We start from the raw sequence: 17303 nt of genomic DNA, 5'->3' as shown, positions 1-17303 counted from the left end.
GTGCTCTCCTTATTGGGTAACGGTGTCGCGCGTCAGGGCGCGGGTGTGGCGTTGGCTGGCATGGGTGGCGGCAATGCTGGCAAACACCAGTGCCGGGCCGATGGTGATGCCGGGCGCGGTATAGACCCCGCCCATGATGGAATGCATGTCATTGCCCACCGCATACAGGCCGGCAATGGGTTGGCCGTCGCGGCCCAGCACCCGAGCCTGGGTGTCGGTTTGCAGGCCGGTGGCGGCACCGATGTCGCCCGGATAGAGCCGCACCGCGTAATACGGGGCTTCGGCGAGCGGGCCGATATTGGGATTGGGCTGACCGCGTGAGGGGTCGCCCATGTTTTGCTGGTAGGCGGTTTCGCCACGGTGGAAGTCGCTGTCCACGCCACTGGCGGCATAGCGGTTGTTGCGCGCCACGCTGTCCTCCAGCGTGCTGGCGTCCATGCCCAGCTTGCCGGCCAGCTCGGCCAGTGTGTTGCCTGCGGTCAGGTAGCCATCGGCCAGGAAGGGTTCCAGGTTCTTGCCGCCGGGGCGCACCATGCCGATGCCGTACTGGCGCAAGGCGGCAGCATCGCAGATCAGGAAGGCCGGAATGCTGGGTGTGCTGCGGTGGGCTTCCTGCATGGCCAGGCCAAACAGGTGGTAGGAGGTGCTTTCGTTGACAAAGCGCGCGCCACGGGCATTGACGGTAATCATGCCGGGCTTGGCGCGGTCCAGCATGAAGTGCGGAAACACCGCCTGGCTGCCATCGGCACGGCGGCGCAGTGATACCGGAGCCCAGAACGCCGGGCTGAGGCTGCCTTCGGCCAGTTTTGCACCAAGGCCGCGCGCCAGTTGCTGTGCCTGGCCGGTATGGCCGGGCGCGCCGGGGCACCAGTCCATCTCTATGCCCGGCAGCAGGCGGGCGCGTTGTTCCGGGTCGCGGTTGAAACCGCCGCTGGCCAGAATCACCCCCTGATTCACCTTGATGCTGCGGCTGGTCTTGCCCTGGCGCAGGGTGAGGCCATGTACGCCGCCCTCATCGTGCTGGATGTCGCTGGCCTGACAGCGCAGTGCCAGCTGCACATTGCCCAGTTTCGACAGCGAATACAGCAGGCGGCCCACCAATGCATTACCCATCACCAGCCGGGTGCCACGCGGGTAGGACAGGCGGTCGCTGGCATGGCGCAGCAGCAGCTTGAGCGAGTGCCTGAACGAAGGCAGCGAGTGTTTGAGCTGCAGCAGGTGGTTGATGTCGGTGCGGTCCACCATCATGCCGCCCAGCACGGTGAATTCGGGGATGGGCGGGCGCAGCACGGCAAACAGCTCGCCCAAGAGGCGGCCATCAAAGGGCAAGGGTTCCAGCGCACGGCCATTGAGGGTGGAGCCGGGCAGGTCGGAAATATAGTCCGGGTGTTTGGGGTAGGGGCGGAATTTCACCTCGGTGGCGGCTTCCAGCGCAGCCACCACGGCCGGGCCGGCTTGCAGGAAGGCCTGGCGCAGTGCCGGGTCGGCCCGTTCGCCAATGGCCTTGTCCAGATAGCGGGCTGCTTCGGCCAGGGTGTCTTGCGGATTCACCCGTGTGCTATGCAGGGTGCCGGGTATCCAGGTAGTGCCGCCGGACAGGGCGGTGGTGCCGCCCACGTATTCGCTGTGTTCCACCAGCAGCACTTTCTGTCCGGCAAGGCCGGCAAACAGTGCGGCAGCCAGCCCGGCACCGCCGGCACCGATCACCACCACATCATATTCACTGCCTTGTGCAGGCAGGTTTTCCAGTTGCAACAGCATGTCAGTCTCTCCGTATTGCTGTCCTGCGTCCGTTTTGTTGCATAAAAGCAACCAGTCGGTACGTTTTGCGAATTTTTTTTAATGGAAGATTGTTACGTGCCAGCCGACTCCAGCGCTGCACCGTAGGTGCGCTGCAATACCTGTTGTGCAGCACTGCGCAGCAGCTTGGCCCGCTCCATGGCACCCAGATGGGCCTTGCTGTGCATCGGCACTTCCAGCGCAATCGGCAGGTCCGGCGGCAAGGCCAGCAGCAGTTCGCCCAGCGCCAGCCCGCCATGGCCCGGTGGCATGCGCTCGGCGCGGGCCTGGTACAGCAGTTCTTCCATGCTGTCGGGCTTGGCTGCCGGGGCATCGCACAACTGCATGTAGTGCAGGCGCTGGCGCGGCACCTCGGCCAGCATGGCCGGGGTATCCCCGGCGCGGTCAAAGTGGATGGCATCCACCAGCAGGGCGGCATTGTCCTGGCCGGCTTGCTGCAGCAGCTGCATGGCCATGGCGATGTTGCGGATGTCGGTCCACGGCATGGGCTCGATATTCATGCTCAGGCCCAGTGGTGCGCCCAGTTCACACAGCCGGGCAAAACTGTCCACGCAGCGGGCAAAGTCCGGGTCGTTGCCTGCCACCAGTACCTCGTGTGCGCCCAGCCGGGCGGCACTTTCCAGCATGGGCAGATAGCTGGCCACGTCCACCTCCGGTTTGAGCCTGAGTATTTCCACATCAGACACTTGCAGGCCGGTGTCCTGCAGGCGCTGCAAGGTTGCGCGCAGCAGCGGGCTGTTGCCCCGCATGTCGTGTTGCGGCTCCTGGACGGTGGCGGGCAGCAGGCGCAGGCCGACATGGCTGAAGCCGGCTGCCGCGGCGCAACTGACCATGTCGGGTGGGGATAGCTCCAGCATGCTGAGGGCAGCAAGAGCGAGCTGGCGTGGTGGCATGAGTCTCTCCTGTGTAGCTGGCGCTGGTGGGTGCTGTGGTGGCATTCCCCTGCCTGGCCAGTCTGTTTTGCGGTGTCTGATGGCTGGGCAGTATGCAATCGCAAAAAGTGGAATGCAATTCAAAAAAATAACTTTGTTTCTAAAGTTGTGCAGCCAGACTGCCTGGCATGCCAGGGTCGCAGCTAGTGGCAGGCGGTGCCGAGCGGGTACTGGAAAGAGGTGAAAATGCAGGACTGGCCTGCATTTGTGGCGTGGCAGGACTCAGGGATTTCCCGCACTGAAACGGCGCATTTTTGCCGCTTTGGCGTGCCGAAAACCGCTGTTGCATTTTTTTAATGTGCTGATTTCACGTAACAAAACTACAAGAATTGCAGTCTGGTGCATGATCTGGATATCTGCACATGGATGGGGCGCAGTTATCGTAAATCGGTATAACTGATAGATTTTTTGCGGTATGTTTTCAGGATTCATGCCAAGTCAGAATGCAATCCATGCCTACGGCGCATGAACAAGCATGCAAGCCACAGGCTGCACCAGGCGGCTGGTTTGCATGGCCGGATCGTCCAGACACAACAAGCAGGCAGCTCCGGGAACAGGAGACAGCCGGCAGGGGACAGTAGCAGGCAGCAACTGCTGGTGGCGGGCAGGTCCGCAAGCAGGCGACCAGCCCAGCCTAGCCAGCCAGAACAACAAGGCAGCGATTGCACACAGCGCTGCAACAGGAGACAAACAGATGAGTAACGCCAGCAATGTCATCAATGTACGGTCATTGATCGACGATCGTCCCATCAACCGCTTTCAGTGGCTGGTGGTGTTCTTTGGTTTCTGCATTATCGCGGCCGACGGTTTTGACGTGGCCATCATGGGTTTCATCGCCCCGGAACTCAAACGCCTGTGGCATGTGACCAACCCGCAGCTGGCACCGGTGCTCAGCGCCGCGCTGGCCGGCCTCACGCTGGGTGCGCTGTTTGCCGGCCCGCTGGCAGACTACCTGGGCCGCAAGGTGGTGCTGGTGTTGTCGGTATTCTTCTTCGGTTTCTGGACTTTGGTTACCGCCACCTCAACCGACGTTACCCATCTGGTGATCTTCCGCTTCCTCACCGGTCTGGGCCTTGGTGCCGCCATGCCCAATGTCGGCACGCTGGTGTCGGAATTTGCGCCGGAACGCCGTCGCTCCTTCCTGGTGACCGTGGTGTTCTGCGGCTTTACCGTGGGTGCTGCCGGCGGTGGCTTCCTGTCGGCCTGGATGATTCCGCACTTTGGCTGGCAAAGCGTGCTGATTTTTGGTGGGGTGCTGCCGATTGCCGTATCCATCGCGCTGTTGCTGTTCCTGCCGGAATCGGTGCGTTTCCTGGTGGTGCGTAATGCTCCGGCCGCCCGTATTGCCAAGATCGTGCAACGCCTGGCCCCGGATCTGTCGCTGAAGGACGCCAGCTTCACCATGGGCAATGCCGATGCGCCGGCCAAGGAAAATTCCATCCGTACCGTGCTGTCGCGTCAGTACCGCTTTGGTTCCTTCATGCTGTGGCTGGGTTACTTCATGGCGCTGTTCGTGGTGTACCTGATGGGTAGCTGGATGCCCACCCTGGTGAAAGAGTCCGGTTATACCCTGGCGGATGCCGCCTTCATTGCCGCCTTCTTCCAGTTTGGCGGCCCGGCAGGTTCCCTGTTCATGGGCTGGTGCATGGACCGTGCCAATCCGCACAAGGTGCTGGCCACCACTTATGCGCTGGGCGCACTGCTGCTGTTCGGCTTTACCTCGGTGGCTCAGCATCTGCCGCTGCTGTGTGCGCTCACCTTTGCCGTCGGCTTCTGCTTTAACGGTGCCAATACCGGCATGAATGCGCTGTCTGCCGGCTTCTACCCCACTGCGGCGCGTGCCACCGGCTCTAGCTGGATGCATGGTGTGGGCCGTATCGGTGCGGTGCTCAGTGCCTTTGCCGGTGGCCAGATGCTGGCCTGGGGCTGGACCTTCTCCCAGGTGTTTGCTGCCCTGGCGGTTCCTGCCGGCATCATCGTGCTGTCGCTGCTGCTGAAGAATATGGCCAGCAAGGGTCTGCCGGTGCAGGTGGTCGGCGCTGCCAGCAAGGCCATGCACCACTGATGTCAAGCTGACGGGCTGCGGACTCAGTCTGCCGCCCGCTCCAGATAGGCCAATACCGTATCGATGATGATCTGCCGGTGTCTGGCAGCGTGTTCGGGCAGGGTAAGGTCGCGCCCGAACAGGCTGGCAAAGGTGTGGCGGTTGGAGACACGGTAGAAGCACAGTGAGCTGATCAGCATGTGTACATCAATGGCATCGGCCTGGTTGTGGAATACCTGCTCGGCAATGCCGCGCGTGAGGATACCTTCCACCACTTCGATCACGCTGCGGTTGCGCTGGCGGATGATGTCCGAGTCGGCAATATGCCGCGCCTGGTGGATGTTCTCGATACTCACCAGCCGACAGAAGTCCGGATGATTGTGGTGGTAGTCGAAGGTGAAGCCGGTGAGCAAGGCCATGGCCTCGCGCGGCGGCAGTCCTTGCAGCTGCAACTGCTTTTCGATATCGCGGATTTCGCCATACACCCGCTCCAGCACGGCAATGTACAGCTCCTTCTTGCTGTGGAAGTGATACACCACCATGCGTTTGTTGGTACTGGCCTGCGCGGCGATATTATCCAGCCGGGCACCGCTGAAGCCGTGCTGGACGAATTCGTTTTGTGCCGCCTCCAGAATACGTTGGCGCATGCCTTCCGGATCGTTTTTACGCCGAGCCGGCAGTGGGGTGGTGGGGCAGTCTGCTGAGGTCAAAACGGATACCAATGAAAGGAGAAGTGGCAATAAAAGCAGAATCTGACCGCTTTTGATGACGGGTGTCAATCAGGCGGCAGTCGCCGGCAAGGGCGTTTTTGTCTGGCCAGGGTGGGGCAGTTTCCATTTGCCATGCCCGGCATGAGGATTGATTTTAAATAAATATTAATCTGTGAAAAAACAGATAGGAGATAATCGTGAAACGCAAGACCCAATTGATGCTGCTGGCTTCCCTGTCCCCGCTGCTGGCCAATGCCGCGCTGGCGGACGATTCCACGGTCACCATTTATGGCCGTATCCATGCCGACTTTGAAAACACCAAGTCCGGCGCGGCCAGTACCGCTTTCTCCACCAACAAGGTGCAAAACGACACCTCGCGCATCGGCTTCAAGGGCACGGAAGACTTGGGCAACGGCCTGAAAGCCATCTGGCAGGTGGAATCCGGGGTGGCCATTGATGATGGTTCGAGTACTGGCTCCAATACCTGGGCCGGTCGGGAAAGCTTTGTCGGGCTGAGTTCCAATCAACTGGGTACCCTGAAGGCCGGTAACTTCCTGGTGGCCATTGACGACCTGCACTACATCGCGGGCAACAGCTTCCAGTACGCCACCGGTATTTCCAATGATGCCACGCTGTGGGCCAATGGCGGCAGCCTGGCCAGTGGCGGTTTTGATGTGCGCGCCGGTAACTCGCTGAGCTATCAGACGCCCAAGTTCAATAATGTCACCGCCCGCATCCAGTATTCGCTCACCAGCGGCACCGGCAGCTCGGAAACCGCCACCCATGGCGCCAGCCTGGTGTCGGCCAATCTGACCTATGATGACGGCCAGTTGCGCGTGGGTTACGGCTTCCAGCAAAACCGCGCCATGCAGCAGATGTCCAGCAACTTCTACCAGAACGGCCTGATGCACATGCTGGCTGTGGGTTACAACTTTGGCAGCATCTATATTGGCGGCCTGGTGGAACACGACATCCTGGATAACATCAACCAGACCGGCAACAGCCGCAGCCGCAACTATGGCAGCCTGATCGCCACCTATACCAATGGTGCCAATATCTTCTCCGCCCAGTATGGTCAGGCAGCTTCCTGGAAGGGTTCAGCCGCGGTGCAGGATAGCGGTGCCAAGATGGGCACGCTGGCTTACAACCGTGTCTTGAGCAAGACCACCCAGGTGTATGTGCTGTATACCGAGCTGCACAATGATGCCAATGCCACTTACGTGCTGGGTGGCAACCCCAGCGCCACCGCCGCCGGGGCCAGCAAGCAGCATTCGCTGGCCGTGGGCATGTGGAAGAACTTCTGATCCTGAGGTAACGGTCCAGTGCCGCAGGTCCGGGGCAACCCGCCTGCGGTTTTGGCCGTTCTGCGCCCATGCGTCTTTATCACCGTCTTGCCCCATCTTCCTCGCGGATTGCCATGCTGGTGGCCGCGGCGTTTTTCATGGAAAACCTCGACGCCACCGTCATCAACACGGCCTTGCCGGCACTGGCGGCCTCGTTTGGCGTGCAGCCGGTGGACCTCAATATCGGCATCGCCGCCTATTTGCTGAGCCTGACACTGTTGATTCCGGCCAGCGGCTGGCTGGCCGACCGGCTGGGCTGCCGCCGGGTATTCATGGCGGCCATCGTGGTGTTTACCCTGGCGTCCTTGCTGTGTGCCATGTCGCAAAACCTGTGGCAGTTTGCGCTGGCGCGGGTGTTGCAAGGCGTGGGCGGGGCGATGATGGTGCCGGTGGGGCGGCTGGCGGTGTTGCGCAATACGCCCAAACAAAAGCTGATGCAGGCCATTGCCATGATTACCTGGCCGGGGCTGGTGGCACCCTTGCTGGGGCCGCCACTGGGGGGGCTCATCACCACCTATGCGTCCTGGCACTGGATTTTCCTGCTTAACCTGCCGCTGGGCGCGCTGGCGTTTGCATTGGCCGGGTGGCTGATTCCGGCCTCGGATGATGCGGCGGCAAGCAGCCGTTTCGACTGGACAGGCTTTCTGCTGTGCGGCACGGCCTGTCTGTTGCTGATGAGCGGTCTGGAGCAGGTGGGCGGCAATGGACGCCTGACGCTGGCCATGCTCTGCCTGTTTTGTTCCGCCGTGCTGCTGGCGGGCCTGTGGCGGCATTGCCGCCGCAGCCAGGCCCCCTTGCTGGACTTGTCCATCCTGCGCATTCGCACTTACCGTACCACCATTGTTGGTGGTTCCCTGCTGCGCGCGGCCATCAATACCACGCCGTTTTTGCTGCCGCTGATGTTGCAACTGGGCATGGGGGTGGAGGCTTTTCATGCAGGCTTGCTGTTGCTCACCCTGTTTGCCGGCAATCTGGGCATGAAGGTGATCACCAGCCGTACGCTGCAGCGCTTCGGTTTTCGCCACACCTTGCTGATCAGCGGTCTGGCGCTGGTGCTGCTGACCTTGCTGCTCGCCACCTTCGGGCCGGATACGCCATGGCCGTGGATGGTGCTGGTGCTGTTGCTGTCCGGCATGGCCCGCTCCATGACCTTCACCACCTTGAGCACCCTGGCTTTTGTCGACGTGCCGCCGGCACAGATGAGCCATGCCAACACCCTGTTCAATATGCTGCTGCGCATGGCCTACGGCCTGGGCATTGCCTTTGCCGCCATCGCGCTGCGCCTCTCCGAGGGCTGGCTGCCGGCCTCCAGCCCCTTGGCGCACTATCATTTTGCCTTCTGCATGCTGGCCGCACTGACCTTGCTGGCCCTGTGGGATGTATGGCAACTGCCGGCCAATGCCGGGCAACTGTTGAGCCAGCAGCCGGCGCCGCGTCACTGATGCGCCAATATCTGTTTGGACAGACGGCAAGGGCAATGCCATGCTTCTGGCTTGGCCGCCGGGCCGGGACAGCATGACAGGCACCGCCTGAGGGCGGGCTGGAATAACGACAAGAAGGTTGGGTTTATGGATTTGAAACAGTTGCAGTACTTTACCTGTGTGGCAGAGCTGGGCAGCTTCACCCGCGCGTCCAATACGCTGAACATTGCCCAGCCCGCGCTCAGCCGCCAGATCCGCATGCTGGAAGTGGAGCTGCGGCAGAACCTGCTGATCCGCAATGGCCGGGGTGTTTCCATGACCGAGGCGGGCAAGGTGTTGCTGGAGCACAGCCTGGGCATCCTGCACCAGGTGGAGCGGGTGAAGGAGGAGCTGGGCAAGGTGCGTGGTGCCATGGCCGGGCATGTGGTGGTGGGCTTGCCACCCAGCTTGCTCAAGGTATTGGCGGTGCCGCTGACCAAAACCTTCCGCGCCCGGCTGCCCAATGCCTCGCTGTCCATCTGCGAGGGTTTGTCCGTCACCATGCACGAGGCGCTGGTGGCCGGGCGGCTGGATGTGGCCCTGCTGTACAACGTGATTCCGTCTGCCGAAGTGGAAACCTTCCCCTTGCTGGAAGAAGAACTATTCCTGATGACCGCCCGCTTTGACGATGCCCCGGACAGCATCACCCTGCGTGATGTCGCCGGCACGCCGCTGATCATCCCCAGCCGCCCCAACTCCATCCGCATGCTGGTGGAGTCGGAGTTGGCCAATATCGGCTGCCGTCCGCACATCGAGCTGGAAATCGACGGTGTGTCCGCCATTCTGGAGCTGGTGGCCGATGGCTATGGCTCGGCGGTGCTCACCCGCAGCGCAGTGACCTCACTGGCCGATGCCTCGCGCTTTACCGTGCGCAAGATTGTCGAACCGGTGCTGTCCAGCAAGCTGGCCATGGCCATCAGCCTGCGTCACCCGGCCACCCTGACCCAGCAACTGTTCATCGATTTGATTCGCGAACATATCCGCGAATGGCTGGGGTATCCCTCCGAAACCTGATTGCCTCCGAACGGCTAACAAAATAGCGTAGTGTCCCTGGGGCAAGGCGCGCCGATGCCGACAGTACAAGCGTACGGCAAGCAGGCGCAACGCAGCAGCAGGGTTTTTGTTAGCGGTTCCTGGGGCGGAAAGTAGTATTGTGCTGGCTATTGCAAGTATCACCGGACCCATCTTCATCCTCATTGCCCTTGGTTACTGGGTAAGCTGGCGGCAGTGGTTTGCCCAGGCCAGCGTGCGGGCGCTGGGGCAGTTTGTCATCACCTTTGCCTTGCCGGCGATGATATTCCGCGCACTGACCCGCCAGTCTTTTGCCGAGGTGGTGGACCTGCACTACCTGCTGGCTTATGGGCTTGGCTCCTTGCTGGCATTGGGGCTGGGCATGCTGTTTGCCCGCGTGGTGGCCGGGCATGACCTGCGTCTGAGTACCCTGTTCGGGCTGGGCATGTCCATGTCCAATAGCGGCTTTATCGGCTTTCCCATCGTGTCGCAACTGCTGGGTGCCAAGGCTGGCATTGCGCTGGCCATGACCATGCTGGTGGAAAACGCGCTGGTGTTTCCGCTGGGGCTGATCCTGCTGGAAAGCCATGCCGCCAACGGCAAGGGCTGGGTTTACCTGCTGCGCCAGGTGGCCGGGCGCTTGCTGCGCTCGCCGCTGGTGATTGCCATCAGCACCGGGGTGTTGTGTTCGCTGGCAGGCTTGCAACTGCCAGGCGTGCTCAGCAAGGTGCTGGAGTTGCTGGCACAGGCATCGGTGGCCTTGTCACTGTTTGTTATCGGCGGCTCACTGGTGGGCTTGAAGACACGGGGCATCGTGCGCCGGATTTCCCCCATCGTGCTGGGCAAGCTACTGATACACCCCTTGCTGATCTTCTTGCTGCTGCATTTCCTGCTGCCGGTGCCAGCCTGGCTGCAAGTGGCGGCGGTGCTGTTTGCCTGCGCACCGATGATGAGCATCTACCCCATCCTGGGGCAGAAGTACGGCCATGAAGGCTTGTGCGCGGCCACCTTGCTGGCAGCCACGGTGGCATCCTTTTTTTCCATCAGCGGCATGCTCTGGCTGCAAGGCTGAGTTGTGGCGGCCCATGCGGCGGCGAGAATAAGCAATCCGGTTTTTCTTGGTTGGGAATGCGGGCATGGTTTTTTAATATCCATCCCATGCACATGGTTATGTCCTGTCATGACAGGCCGTGTTTTCATTCCCCTTGCTTTGAAAGGCTGCCAGGATGAGCTTTTATCAGGATTACAACGACAAGCTGGCCATTGAAGGCTGGAACACCCGCGAACTGAGCCAGTACCAGACGTTCGACCTCAAACGCCTGTCCCCGGCACTGGGGGCAGAAATCCGTGGTGTCGACCTCAGCCAGCCGCTGCCGCCTGCGCAACTGGCGGAAATCCGCCAGGCGCTGACCGAGCATCTGGTGCTGACCTTCCCCAGCCAGGCCATCAATGCCGAACAGCACAAGGCGTTTGGCCGTCTGTTTGGCAGCCTGCACCAGCATGTGCTGGGCGACAGCACCCAGTTGACCGCGCGCAGTGGCGATGCGGAAATCCTGGGCTGGAAAACCGGCCGCACCACCCGTTACACCGCGGGCGATGCCTGGCATAACGATGTGTCTTGCGACCCGCACCCCATCTGGGCGTCGTTCCTGCGCGTCACCCGCCTGCCGGAAGTGGGCGGTGGCGACACGGCGTTTGCCAACCTCTACCTGGCGTATGAATCCTTGTCCGAACCCATCAAGCAACTGCTGTTGGGGCTGACTGCCGTGCATGACGGGCGGGAAGGCTGGAGCAATGGCTATGGTGCCGAACCCAAGCCGGGCCAGGTATTCAATGCCAGCGAACACCCGGTGGTGGCAAAGCACCCGGTCAGCGGTCGCCCCTTCCTGTTTGTGAACGAGGCGTTTACTTCGCATATCGTGCAGCTGAGCCGCGCCGAAAGCGATGCGCTATTGCAACTGCTGTACCGCCATATCGAAAAACACCAGTCCTTCCAGGCGCGCATTCACTGGCAGCCGGACATGCTGCTGCTGTGGGACAACTGGGCCACCCAGCACCACGCCATCTGGGACTACTACCCGTTCGAGCGCTGGGGCGAGCGTGTGTCGGCTTATCTGGACCACGGCCCGCAGCCTGCCGGCAGCATCATCAGCCAGCAATAAGCAGCGCAGACTTAAGGCCCGGCTTTGCCAGGCCCGGTGACATCGCACCAAATAACGTTGTCAGCAGCCTGGGGGCTGCCCATCACGGGCGGCCCTTTTTACTGTGTGAAGCACGCGGCTTATGCAGCTTTGCTCTGGCTTATCCAGCGGCGGCTTGATAAGCAACGCAGTTTTCCTTGGTTCACGGGCGCTGTGGCAGTGCTTACAGTAAGCCCATCACGCAAACACACCATAAAGGAAGCCAGCATGACTCTGCGACTTGGCGACATCGCGCCGGATTTCAGCCAGCAATCCACCATTGGCGAACTGAACTTCCACCAGTGGAAGGGTGATAGCTGGGCCGTGTTGTTTTCCCATCCGGCGGACTATACCCCGGTATGCACCACCGAACTGGGTGCCACCGCCAAATTGCAGCAGGAATTTGCCCGCCGCAACGTCAAGGTGCTGGCGCTGTCGGTAGACTCGGTGGAAGCCCACCATGGCTGGATTGCCGATATCAACGACACCCAGCAGACCGAAGTGAATTTCCCCATCGTGGCCGATGCCGACCGCAAGGTGTCCGAGGCCTACGACCTGATTCACCCCAATGCCAGCAGCACCCATACCGTGCGCTCGCTGTTCATCATCGACCCGGCCCACAAGGTGCGGCTGATCATTACCTACCCAGCCAGTACCGGCCGCAATTTTGCCGAAATCCTGCGCGTGATCGACTCCCTGCAACTGACCGACCATCACAGTGTGGCCACCCCGGCCAACTGGCAGCAGGGTGAGGAGGTGGTGATTGTGCCGTCGCTACAGGATGAAGCGCTGATCCGTGAAAAGTTTCCCCAGGGCTATCGTGCCGTGCGGCCCTATCTGCGCCTGACGCCACAGCCGGTGTGAAATAGCGCCTTGAGTTTTTCCGTCCCTGTTGTTCTGTTGTCTCTGTTTCTCCTTCTTGCATGTCTCTTCTTCATGCCGGGTTATCCAACCCGGCATTTTTTTATGCGCAGGCAGAATGCAACACTGCCGGCGCGCCCAGCCACAGCAAGCTGCCCTTGTTGCAGCACCGTGCGCCAGCTACTGGCTAGTGCAAGAGGCAGGCCGGATGGTGCAGCGGTAGGCGCTTGCCTATTTGCCTCGGCCACTGGCGCATGCCTGCGGTAAAAAACGCTAATAAGAAACCTGTTGCCGGGTTGCGCCTGCGTGTCTGCTGCTACTGGCTGTGGCGGTGCGTTTTCCCCAGGCATGCTGCGCTATTTTCTTGGCCGCGCTAAGCAGTTTCATCAATTGACGCGCGCGATATTGCTGTGAAGAATCTAAAAAATTAAGCGAATATTCGCGGTAATAGCAAAGTAAAATATCTGTACATGAAAGTATTTTCTTGTTTGGTGCTTAATAAAGCATCTGTGGCAAAGAGAATTTTCCGAAAACGGGTATTGCTGGCCGGCGTGACAAATGCACGCTGCCGGATCGGCGTAAAAATAGTGTCCTGCCTTGTTTGATAAGGAGTGGACGCAGCCACATTGCATGGCCGATACTTTGAAACCGCGATACTGTGCCACGGCCAGTCATGTTGATGAATACCGGTTCTTTTACTCAAGCAGGAATAAGCGTTGGACCGCCAAACCCCCGATATTGAAGCCATGCTGGATCTGGCATACCAATTGGTATTGTGCCAGCTGGAAGCGGATGTCTATCGCGCCAAGCAGGATATCCGCGAAATGGTGGTGCCCATCAAAATCCTGCTGCTCAAGGAAATGGAGCAGGACGGCCAGATTTGCAGTCTGGACGACTTCTAGCCTCCTGCTGTTCTCGTCGCGCAAGCCTTTCCCTATTGCCCTGCCGCAGTCTCCGGCATGCTGATGTGCATCACGGCGTCTGGTGCAGCCGCTTTGCCATTTCGACGCCTGGCCGGGCATGGCGCGCTACCGCCTGCTTGCGCCGCCGTGCCAGCCATTGGTAGACACCCGATCCGCCCAGCAGCATCAGCAGCAGCCCGGTGAGTGCGGTGGCCACCCGTTGGACGTTCCCGGCAAAGCTGCCATCGTGCAGTACCTGCGCCCAACTGCTGACGCGCCGCCAGGGGTTGCTGGCTTCGGTTCTGTCGATGCGCAGCAGCTTGCCCTGATAGGGGTCTGCCTGCACCAGCGTACTGCCGTTGGGATGTTGCTCGTCCGGCAGTTTCAGGCGCATTTCCACCGGCTTGTCCGGCCGGGCACTGATGTTGATGCTGGTGAGCCTGCCTTGCGGCAGGCGCTGCCGGGCCAGGTGGGCCAGGGTGTCCAATGGCAGGCGCTGGCCGGTAGGCTGGATGGTGGCGTGCTTGCCTGGCTTGCCCTGCTTGGCTGGTGTCAGCCAGTCACGCAGGGGCTGATTGAACGCCAGCACCAGGCCGCTAAGCGTGCTGAGCAGCAGCAAGAGCAGCATGGCGGCACCGGCGGTGCGGTGCAGGTCGCTCACCAGAATGGCCACGCCCTTGTCACGGCGCACCCGCCAGGCCTTGCTCCAGTTCTTCGGCCACCAGTGAATGATGCCGCTTAGCAGTACCAGGGTGATCAGCACACCCGCCCAGCCCACCCAGATTTTGCCTTCCGGCAGCAGCAGACGTGCATGCAGTTCGTGCAGCCAGCCCCAGCCTTGGGCATTGCTGTCCTGTTGTTGCAGGATGCGGCCGCTGACCGGGTCCAGCCACAGGGTAATATCTGGCTGTCCCTTGCTGCGCACACGTGCCTGAATGCTGTTCTGGCTGTGTTCCGGCAAGCGCAGGCTGATATCGGCATGCGGGTAGTGCAGCCGCGCCATGGCATAGGCGGCCTGGTAGCTGACGGGCGTGGCCAGATTGGGCAGGCTGTCGGGGCTGATCTCGGACTGCAGCTCGGCACGGAAAACCAGCAGGCTGCCGCTCAGGCCCAGGGTGATGGCCAGCAGGGCTGCACCCAGGCCCAGGTAGCGGTGCAGCAGGATGATGAAACGCTTCAAGATGGTGTCCTGATTTTCTCGGTTTGCGCTATCAGAAAGTCAGGCTGGCCTTGACCAGCAGCTCACGCGGATCACCCAGGCGCACGGTGGATACGCTGCCACTGCTGCTGGTGGTGGTGGTGCCGGTGCCGGATGCGTAGTAGGTTTTGTCGAACACGTTTTTCAGATTGGCCTGGATTTCCAGCTTCTGGCCGCGCAGACGGGTTTGCCAGGCGACAAAGGCATCGGTCACGTAATAGGACGGCAGTTGGAAGGAGTTGGCCGCATCGCCCTGACGTTGGCCGACATAGCGGGTGCCGCCGCCAATGCGCCAGTGGTTGCCAAACATGTCATTGCCCAGATCGTAGGCCAGGTTGATGCTGCCACTGTGCTTGGGTACGTTGTAAAGCTGTTTGCCGGCATAGACCGGATCGCTGGTCACTACCGCGTCGGTATAGGCCCAGGCCAGTGTCAGTGACAGCTTGCGGGTGATTTCACCGCTGACATCCAGCTCCACCCCTTGGGAGCGCACCTTGCCCATGGCTTTGTCGATGCCATCGGTGTCGGTGGCGACAACATTGGTTTTTTCAATGTGGAACACCGCTGCGGTAGCGCTAATGCCATTTTGTTCCAGCTTCAGGCCCGCCTCGTGCGATACGCCGCGTTCCGGCTCAAAGCTTTGGCCATCACTGGCCGCATTGGGGACAAAGGACTCGCTGTAACTGCCGTACAGCGACCAGTGCGGATTGAGTTTGTAGATCAGGCCAAACTGGGGCAGGGCGGTATAGCCATCGCTGCGGTCGCTCACCACATAAGGCCGGCCCACGCCATCTTCCTGGCGGTAATGCTGATAGCGCAGACCATAAGTGGTGCGCCATTGCGGTGACAGTTCCCAGTTGTCCATCAGCAGCAGCGACTGGGTGTCGATGGTGCTGCGGTTATCGCTCTGGCTGGCACTGAGCGTGGTATTGGCCGGGCTGAGCACGCCGTAGACCGGCTTGTTGACATTCAACTGGGTGGCGGTGCTGGCACTGCCACGGAAGGTGTCCGAGCGCAGTTCGCGTGACTGGGTGATATCCAGGCCGATGATGGGCTTGTGGTTCTGCCCGAAGATGGCAATATCGCCCTGCAATTTGGTGGAAAAGGCCAGTGTGCTGTTGTTCACCACATTGCCATCCAGTCGTCTGGTCAGCACGCCGGTGCGGGCGTTGTATGCGGTGGCGCGGGTTTCGTAGTTGCTGTAGCTGATTTCATTCCAGGCCAGCCGGCTGTCCAGGCTCCACTGATTGCCCAGCAAGCGGCTGAAGCTGGCCGTTGCAGCCTGGGTATGACCTTGGGCCACATCCAGCGTATCGCCCAGCCTGGTTTCCCGAGCGACGTTCAGAGGCTTGCCATTGTAAAACACCGTGCCTCTGTCCCATGGCGTGGAGAAGTCGCTGTATTGGTAAGACAGCAGCAGTTTGTTGCGCTCATCGCTCCAGGACAGGGAAGGGGCAATCATGCTGCGTTTGGTGCTGCCATAGTTGCGCCAGTAGTCGGTGTCCTGTTTGTCGGCAATCAGGCGGTAGGCAAAATTGGAATCCCCCACCGGGCCGGTGGTGTCCAGCGTGGCAGAGCCACCGCCAAAGCTGGAGCTTTGTGCGCTGAGCGTGGTCTTGGGGGAGTTTTCCGGTTTTTTGCTGATGACATTGATGACGCCGCCGGGCTCCTGAATGCCGTACAGCAAGGATGCCGGTCCTTTCAGAACCTCCACCGACTCGGTCGTGGCATCGAAATTACTCATCAGGTAAGAGCGGACGCCATCGCGCAGAATGCTGCCGTCATTGCGCTCGCCAAAGCCACGGCGGGTGAAGCTGTCCTGGATGCCGGCCAGGGTGTTGCTTTCCACTATGCCGCTAATGGCGCTGACCGCCTCGCCCAGCGATTTTACCTGTTTGTCGGCAATGGTTTGCGGGGTGACGCTTTGCACGGCTTGCGGTGTGTCCAGCGTGCTTTGGGCATAGCCTGCCACGCTGCTTGCGCGGGTTTGGTAACTATGTGCCGGCTGGCTGTCGGTAGTGGCGCTGACCGATACGGTTTCCAGGGTGGCGGTATCTTCAGCTTTGGCAGTGAGGGGAATCAGCAGGAGTAGCGAGGTGGAAAAAAAGGAAGCAGGTTTCATGATACATATTGTTATAAATGATAATCATTATCATACATTATTTTGCCGGATTACGGTAGTGTGCGCCCAGGGCGCTAGGGCTGGTTCTGCTGCAGTCTCATGCCCTGTATTGCTGTCGTTGGCGTGCTGAGTGCCGGCCTGGCCGTCTGCCGGTCATGCCTGGCCGGTTATGGCTTTGACGCTGTCATCTGCCGATGGCTTGGCGGCATGTGGCCGTGGTGCTGGCAGGTAAAAAGGTGCAAGCAGCGACAAGATTTCCGCCTGCCAAGGCTAGTATGGTCATTTTCATGTCGCTGGGTGTCTCATGCCGCGATTTTCCATGCTCACCCTGCTGCAAGTATTGGCCTTGCTGCAGGCCAGTGCCTTGCTGCAGGCATCAACCATTCTGGGTGATAGCAGCATGTTTTCCATCAACGGCTCGGGCTTGAGCATCTACACCTCCAGCATGGGCGGGGGCAATGCCTACTGGGCCGGGCATTACAAGGTGGTGGATGTTGCCTATCAAAATGCCGGACATTACCGGCTGGACCTGGCCTGCGCCGCCCCCTGCGCCGCGCTGTCCTTGTCGGTCAGCGCGCAGGACGCCGCACAATTGCGGCTGGGCGATGAGGTGCAAGCCAGGCCCATGCCATATGGCGTGGCGTTTGATCTGGCGCGCAACGGCCAGTTGATTGCCATGCTGCTGGATCCTGCCCTGGCCGGTGAAGTGAAACCGGTACGGGTGATGTAGCTGCCTCCGC

At 60.6% G+C, this 17303-nt stretch carries 14 protein-coding genes; 9 read left to right on the top strand and 5 right to left on the bottom strand.

From position 1 onward, the window contains the following. Nucleotides 1–9 precede the first annotated feature (9 nt). Together DLM_RS10815 and DLM_RS10810 are read right to left on the bottom strand one after the other, a co-directional pair. Nucleotides 10–1761: an FAD-dependent oxidoreductase gene (locus DLM_RS10815; RefSeq protein ID WP_089083753.1), complete on the bottom strand. Its 1752-nt coding sequence runs from the start codon at nucleotides 1759–1761 to the stop codon at nucleotides 10–12. 92 nt (nucleotides 1762–1853) lie between these two features. Beyond that, nucleotides 1854–2693, bottom strand: a complete 840-nt coding sequence (locus DLM_RS10810) for a sugar phosphate isomerase/epimerase family protein (protein ID WP_089083754.1) — start codon at nucleotides 2691–2693, stop codon at nucleotides 1854–1856. A 733-nt stretch (nucleotides 2694–3426) separates the two neighbouring features. On the opposite strand from DLM_RS10810, the gene DLM_RS10805 reads away from it, so the two are divergent. After that, entirely contained in the window at nucleotides 3427–4797 is a 1371-nt protein-coding gene (locus tag DLM_RS10805) for an MFS transporter (protein WP_089083755.1), read from the top strand. 23 nt (nucleotides 4798–4820) lie between these two features. Here DLM_RS10805 and DLM_RS10800 read toward each other — a convergent pair whose 3' ends face one another. Further along, nucleotides 4821–5423 (bottom strand): TetR family transcriptional regulator, encoded by a 603-nt coding sequence (locus tag DLM_RS10800; RefSeq protein ID WP_089083756.1) that lies wholly within the window; start codon nucleotides 5421–5423, stop codon nucleotides 4821–4823. Between the two features lie 260 nt (nucleotides 5424–5683). Here DLM_RS10800 and DLM_RS10795 point away from each other — a divergent pair, with 260 nt between their 5' ends. The 7 genes from DLM_RS10795 to DLM_RS10765 all read left to right on the top strand — a co-directional run bounded on the left by DLM_RS10795 (nucleotide 5684) and on the right by DLM_RS10765 (nucleotide 13243). Further along, complete coding sequence (locus DLM_RS10795; protein ID WP_231960149.1) at nucleotides 5684–6790, top strand: porin; 1107 nt, start codon at nucleotides 5684–5686, stop codon at nucleotides 6788–6790. A gap of 137 nt (nucleotides 6791–6927) precedes the next feature. After that, nucleotides 6928–8271: an MFS transporter gene (locus DLM_RS10790; RefSeq protein WP_197715556.1), complete on the top strand. Its 1344-nt coding sequence runs from the start codon at nucleotides 6928–6930 to the stop codon at nucleotides 8269–8271. A 126-nt stretch (nucleotides 8272–8397) separates the two neighbouring features. Next, a complete protein-coding gene (locus tag DLM_RS10785) occupies nucleotides 8398–9303 on the top strand; it encodes a LysR substrate-binding domain-containing protein (RefSeq protein WP_089083758.1) in 906 nt (301 codons plus the stop codon). Between the two features lie 139 nt (nucleotides 9304–9442). Then, nucleotides 9443–10372 (top strand): AEC family transporter, encoded by a 930-nt coding sequence (locus DLM_RS10780; RefSeq protein ID WP_089083759.1) that lies wholly within the window; start codon nucleotides 9443–9445, stop codon nucleotides 10370–10372. Nucleotides 10373–10526: 154 nt separating this feature from the next. Continuing rightward, entirely contained in the window at nucleotides 10527–11462 is a 936-nt protein-coding gene (locus tag DLM_RS10775) for a TauD/TfdA dioxygenase family protein (protein WP_089083760.1), read from the top strand. 246 nt (nucleotides 11463–11708) lie between these two features. Then, nucleotides 11709–12344 (top strand): peroxiredoxin, encoded by a 636-nt coding sequence (locus tag DLM_RS10770; RefSeq protein WP_089083761.1) that lies wholly within the window; start codon nucleotides 11709–11711, stop codon nucleotides 12342–12344. Nucleotides 12345–13057: 713 nt separating this feature from the next. Further along, a complete protein-coding gene (locus tag DLM_RS10765; protein WP_089083762.1) occupies nucleotides 13058–13243 on the top strand; it encodes a hypothetical protein in 186 nt (61 codons plus the stop codon). A 70-nt stretch (nucleotides 13244–13313) separates the two neighbouring features. On the opposite strand, the gene DLM_RS10760 is transcribed toward DLM_RS10765, so the two are convergent. Then, complete coding sequence (locus DLM_RS10760) at nucleotides 13314–14423, bottom strand: PepSY-associated TM helix domain-containing protein (protein WP_167467091.1); 1110 nt, start codon at nucleotides 14421–14423, stop codon at nucleotides 13314–13316. Between the two features lie 31 nt (nucleotides 14424–14454). Then, entirely contained in the window at nucleotides 14455–16563 is a 2109-nt protein-coding gene (locus DLM_RS10755; protein WP_089083764.1) for a TonB-dependent siderophore receptor, read from the bottom strand. 304 nt (nucleotides 16564–16867) lie between these two features. On the opposite strand from DLM_RS10755, the gene DLM_RS10750 reads away from it, so the two are divergent. Then, entirely contained in the window at nucleotides 16868–17293 is a 426-nt protein-coding gene (locus DLM_RS10750) for a hypothetical protein (protein ID WP_089083765.1), read from the top strand. The last annotated feature ends 10 nt before the right edge of the window (nucleotides 17294–17303 follow it).

The sequence above is a fragment of the Aquitalea magnusonii genome (assembly GCF_002217795.2).
Taxonomy (GTDB): domain Bacteria; phylum Pseudomonadota; class Gammaproteobacteria; order Burkholderiales; family Chromobacteriaceae; genus Aquitalea; species Aquitalea magnusonii_B.
The sequence above is the reverse complement of the archived record's forward strand: the minus strand, read 5'-3'. Positions and strand labels throughout refer to the sequence as shown.

Excerpts from the sequence above, each read along its gene's own strand:
- DLM_RS10815 (WP_089083753.1), bottom strand. The coding sequence starts at position 1,761 with ATGCTGTTGCAACTGGAAAACCTGCCTGCACAAGGCAGTGAATATGAT.
- DLM_RS10810 (WP_089083754.1), bottom strand. The coding sequence starts at position 2,693 with ATGCCACCACGCCAGCTCGCTCTTGCTGCCCTCAGCATGCTGGAGCTA.
- DLM_RS10805 (WP_089083755.1), top strand. The coding sequence starts at position 3,427 with ATGAGTAACGCCAGCAATGTCATCAATGTACGGTCATTGATCGACGAT.
- DLM_RS10800 (WP_089083756.1), bottom strand. The coding sequence starts at position 5,423 with ATGCGCCAACGTATTCTGGAGGCGGCACAAAACGAATTCGTCCAGCAC.
- DLM_RS10790 (WP_197715556.1), top strand. The coding sequence starts at position 6,928 with ATGGAAAACCTCGACGCCACCGTCATCAACACGGCCTTGCCGGCACTG.
- DLM_RS10785 (WP_089083758.1), top strand. The coding sequence starts at position 8,398 with ATGGATTTGAAACAGTTGCAGTACTTTACCTGTGTGGCAGAGCTGGGC.
- DLM_RS10775 (WP_089083760.1), top strand. The coding sequence starts at position 10,527 with ATGAGCTTTTATCAGGATTACAACGACAAGCTGGCCATTGAAGGCTGG.
- DLM_RS10770 (WP_089083761.1), top strand. The coding sequence starts at position 11,709 with ATGACTCTGCGACTTGGCGACATCGCGCCGGATTTCAGCCAGCAATCC.
- DLM_RS10755 (WP_089083764.1), bottom strand. The coding sequence starts at position 16,563 with ATGAAACCTGCTTCCTTTTTTTCCACCTCGCTACTCCTGCTGATTCCC.
- DLM_RS10750 (WP_089083765.1), top strand. The coding sequence starts at position 16,868 with ATGCCGCGATTTTCCATGCTCACCCTGCTGCAAGTATTGGCCTTGCTG.